The following is a 3,955-nucleotide window of genomic DNA, read 5'->3' on the forward strand; positions in this document are numbered from 1 at the left end:
AATTGGTATGAAAGACAAGAAAGAGCTTCTGGAGCAGACAATTAAAGAGGGCTTAGAGAAAGAGGCGCAGGAGATTCTTAAAGCCTTGGAAACCTCGGATGTGGATGAATTGTCGGATGAGAAACAGATAGAGTTAAAGAAAAAAATAGATGAAAAAATAGAAGTCTATGAATTTGAAAAAATCTGTAATGGACTTCCGGAAGAGTATCGAGATGCTTTGCGTGCCGGTATGGAATTGAAAAAACAGGAAGACAGTGCCGATCATAGTCATAAACAAGATGAAGAAAAACCAGACGGAAACAAGAAAGTCGTACGGAAGAGGAAAAGCCCGGGAGTTTGACAGTTGAATAATTAAAAATTACCTTGCAGGCCTTATAAAACCTACATTTTTTATGTCAAATTTTATGTTTTGATATGTACTTGTTTGTAATAGTGTGGTATACTAGAAGAAAAAAGGATTTTTTTATCATGTACATAGCAATCACAGGCAGCAAAAATAATAAAGATGTATATATTTATCGTTCCTTCCGCAAAGAAAACGGAAAAGCCTCTTCATGTATTTACAAAAAACTTGGGAAGTACAATGCTCTTTTGGAACAGTTCGATGGAAATGAAGACAAACTGATGACCTGGGCAAAAGAACAGGCAGCTAAGGAAACCGAACTTTATAAGCAGCATACCGGAAAAGTTTCTGTAGAGTTTTCCAAAGCTGCAGCTATCCCTATGAATGAACGCCGTTCTTTCAATGTAGGTTATCTGTTCCTTCAGAAACTATGCACGCAGCTCCGTTTAGATAAAGTCTGCCGGACAATTAAAAGCAGGCATAAATTTAAATATGATTTGAATGCAATACTCACAGATCTTGTCTATGCGAGGATTCTTTCCCCTTCCAGCAAACTGGCCAGCTACGAGTACTGCCAGTCCTTGTTGGAACCGCCTAAATACAGTCTCCAGGACGTTTATCGTTCTCTTTCTGTGATTGCAGGGGAGTCTGATTTCATACAAAGTGAGCTATATAAAAACTCAAACTTCATTCATCCACGAAATAACAGAATCCTTTATTATGACTGTACGAATTATTACTTTGAAATTGAAGAGGAAGACGATTTCCGGCGTTACGGAAAAAGCAAAGAAAACCGTCCTAATCCAATCGTAACTATGGGATTATTTATGGACGCAGACGGTCTTCCCCTTGCCTTTGATATTTTCCCTGGAAACCAGAATGAACAGACAACTCTGAAGCCGTTAGAATCCAAAATTCTTCAGGATTTTAACTGCAGTGAATTCATATACTGTTCTGATTCTGGACTTGGCAGTTCAAGTAACCGAAGATTCAATTCTTTAGGAAATCGGGCTTATATCATCACGCATTCTCTGAAAAAAATGAAAAAGGAAGATCGTGAGATTGCTCTGAACCCGACTCAGTTCCGCAGAATTGGATCCGATCAATTTATAGATATCCGTACACTGGACGAATCGGATGAAGAGGTCTATAACACAATCTACTACAAGGAAGTGCCTGTTGTTACAGGTGACATGGATGAGACTTTAGTTGTCACCTATTCCCCTAAGTACAAAGCCTACCAGAGAAAAATCCGTGCCCGGCAGATTGAACGGGCTGAAAGGATAATCACAGCACCTGGACGCAAAAGAAAAGGGAAAAATCAAAACGATCCTATGCGCTTCGTAAAAAAGACTTCCGTTACTGCTGATGGTGAGATTGCCGAAAAACAAGTTTATGATCTTGATGAAGAACAAATCCAAAAAGAAGAATTGTATGATGGTTTTTATGCAGTTATCACAAACCTGGAAGGAGATATTTCAGAGATCATAAGGATCAACAGACAACGTTGGGAAATCGAAGAAAACTTTCGGATCATGAAAACAGAATTCGAAGCAAGACCTATATATGTCAGAAGAGAAGACCGGATAAAAGCCCATTTCATGACCTGCTATATCAGCCTTCTGCTCTATCGTTTACTGGAAAAGGAACTTGGAAATATTTATACAGCAGAGCAGATATTGGAAACATTACGCTCAATGCAAATGACACTGCTGAACACAGCGAGTGGATATATCCCCTCTTATACAAGAACCGAATTAACCGATGCATTACATAAAACATTCGATTTTAGAACGGATTATGAATTCATTACCAAAACAGATATGCGAACTCTTATCAAAGATACAAAGCAAATAAAATCAAAACTGAAATAATATAGTACATATCGCTGCAAAAAGGAAAACGGCTACAGTGCCCATATTTACTGGGTTTGTAGCCATTTTTTACTTTCACAAGTGTCAAACTCGGGATATTATAGACGTCTTCTGCAAAAATGTCAATCCGCATTTTCATCTTTTTCTTCTGCATTTCTTGAAATTGAAGACCGCGAAGAAGATAACGAGCTGCCCCGCACCACCGATGATTCACCGTAACGCTTACGGATCTGATCCAGCGCCTTGTCAAGCTGCTCCTGCTTTCTCGTCGGAAGTTTCCTTTTCTTCTGCTGTGACTGGATATCAAAGATACTAAGCTGCTGCGGTTCTCCTTCTTCCGAAAGCTTGGAACTTCGAATTCCAAGAAGTCTGATCGGTTCTCCATTCCACAACTCACGAAACAACTCCATTGCTGCGTTATGAATTACCCGATCACTGTTCGTATCTTGAAAAAGCTGTTTTTGATGGGAACAAGTCTCAAAATTATAGTATTTAATCTCCACGCTCAACATTCCGGCACGCTGTCCTGCTTTTCTTAATCTTGCGCCAACGCTCTCTGCCAGACGAAAGAGCACTCTTGACGCCTCCTCTTCTGTTACCACATCCTGTGCAAGGGTTGTGGAATTTCCGATTCCCTTCGCTTCTGCACGTTCTGACTCCACCTGCGAGGCATCAATTCCATTAGAAAATTCCCACAATTTCCGCCCATGACTTTTTAAATGAAGTTCTACCAGCCTTACATCCATCTGCGCCAGATCTCCAATGGTGCGAACCTCCAGTTTCTCAAGCGCAGCCACACTGGAGCGCCCTGCCATATACAATTCCCCGATAGGAAGCGGCCACATTTTCACTTGAATCTCCTCTGGAAACAACGTGTGGACTTTGTTCGGTTTCTCGAAATCCGAAGCCATCTTCGCCAACAATTTATTGCTGGATATGCCCACATTTACCGTAAATCCAAACCGCCGGTACACTTCGTTCTTTATCTCCATCGCCCCTTCCACCGGAGAAACAAAGCGATTGGCAATCCCTGTAAAATCCATGTAACACTCATCCACACTCACCTGTTCAATATCCGGCGTATACGTTTTCAAAAAATCCATAAGTGCGTGACTGTATCTGGAATACATCTTATGATCCGGCGGTATTGACACAAGATTCGGACACTTACGAAAGGCATTCGCCACCGGTTCCCCTGTGCGAATGCCATATTTCTTCGCAGGAACAGACTTAGCGAGCACTACCCCGTGACGAGACTGTTGGTCTCCGCCAATGATCGCAGGTATCTCTCTAAGGTCTGTCTCCGCGCCATTCTTCAGTTGTTCCACTGCGCTCCAGCTAAGATACGCAGAATTGACATCGATATGAAAAATAATGGACACTATGCCTGACTCCTTGCCCTTAAAATTCCGTCTTCACTGTCAATAATAATCTTCTCACCTGCACCGATATCTCCTTGAAGCATTAACTTCGCAGCCAATGTCTCCACATGTTTCTGCAGATAACGCTTCAACGGCCTTGCTCCGTAATTCGGATCATATCCGCCTTCCACAATCTGATTTTTCGCCGTTTCCGTAAGCTCAATGGAAAGTTCTTTGTCTGCAAGACGTTTATTGACATCCGCTACTAACAAGTCAATAATGTCATAAATATTTTCTTTCGTCAATGGACGGAACATAATCATTTCATCCAGACGGTTTAAAAATTCCGGTCTGAAATGTGCGCGAAGATCATTCAT

4 protein-coding genes are annotated in these 3,955 nt (G+C 41.3%); 2 read left to right on the top strand and 2 right to left on the bottom strand.

The genetic code is table 11. The annotated features are described in order from the left end of the window. The coding region (locus tag WJ238_RS07125; RefSeq protein ID WP_337606542.1) for a hypothetical protein at window positions 1-340 on the top strand (340 nt) is incomplete at its 5' end. Window positions 341-468: 128 nt separating this feature from the next. Beyond that, window positions 469-2,217, top strand: a complete 1,749-nt coding sequence (locus WJ238_RS07130; RefSeq protein ID WP_337606543.1) for an IS1634 family transposase — start codon at window positions 469-471, stop codon at window positions 2,215-2,217. A gap of 122 nt (window positions 2,218-2,339) precedes the next feature. On the opposite strand, the gene WJ238_RS07135 is transcribed toward WJ238_RS07130, so the two are convergent. Both WJ238_RS07135 and WJ238_RS07140 read right to left on the bottom strand, forming a co-directional pair. Continuing rightward, on the bottom strand, window positions 2,340-3,602 hold the full coding sequence (locus WJ238_RS07135) for a DNA polymerase Y family protein (RefSeq protein WP_337606544.1): 1,263 nt from the start codon (window positions 3,600-3,602) through the stop codon (window positions 2,340-2,342). Next, window positions 3,599-3,955 (bottom strand): ClpB D2-like domain containing protein (locus tag WJ238_RS07140; RefSeq protein WP_524536994.1); only part of this gene is annotated, 357 nt, incomplete at its 5' end. The genes WJ238_RS07135 and WJ238_RS07140, both read right to left, overlap by 4 nt.

Origin of the sequence: Claveliimonas sp. (assembly GCF_037273965.1) — a bacterium.
Classification (GTDB): Bacteria; Bacillota; Clostridia; order Lachnospirales; family Lachnospiraceae; genus Claveliimonas; species Claveliimonas bilis.

Bases quoted from the DNA above. Each gene is read 5' to 3' on its own strand.
- WJ238_RS07130 (WP_337606543.1), top strand. From the start codon at position 469: ATGTACATAGCAATCACAGGCAGCAAAAATAATAAAGATGTATATATT.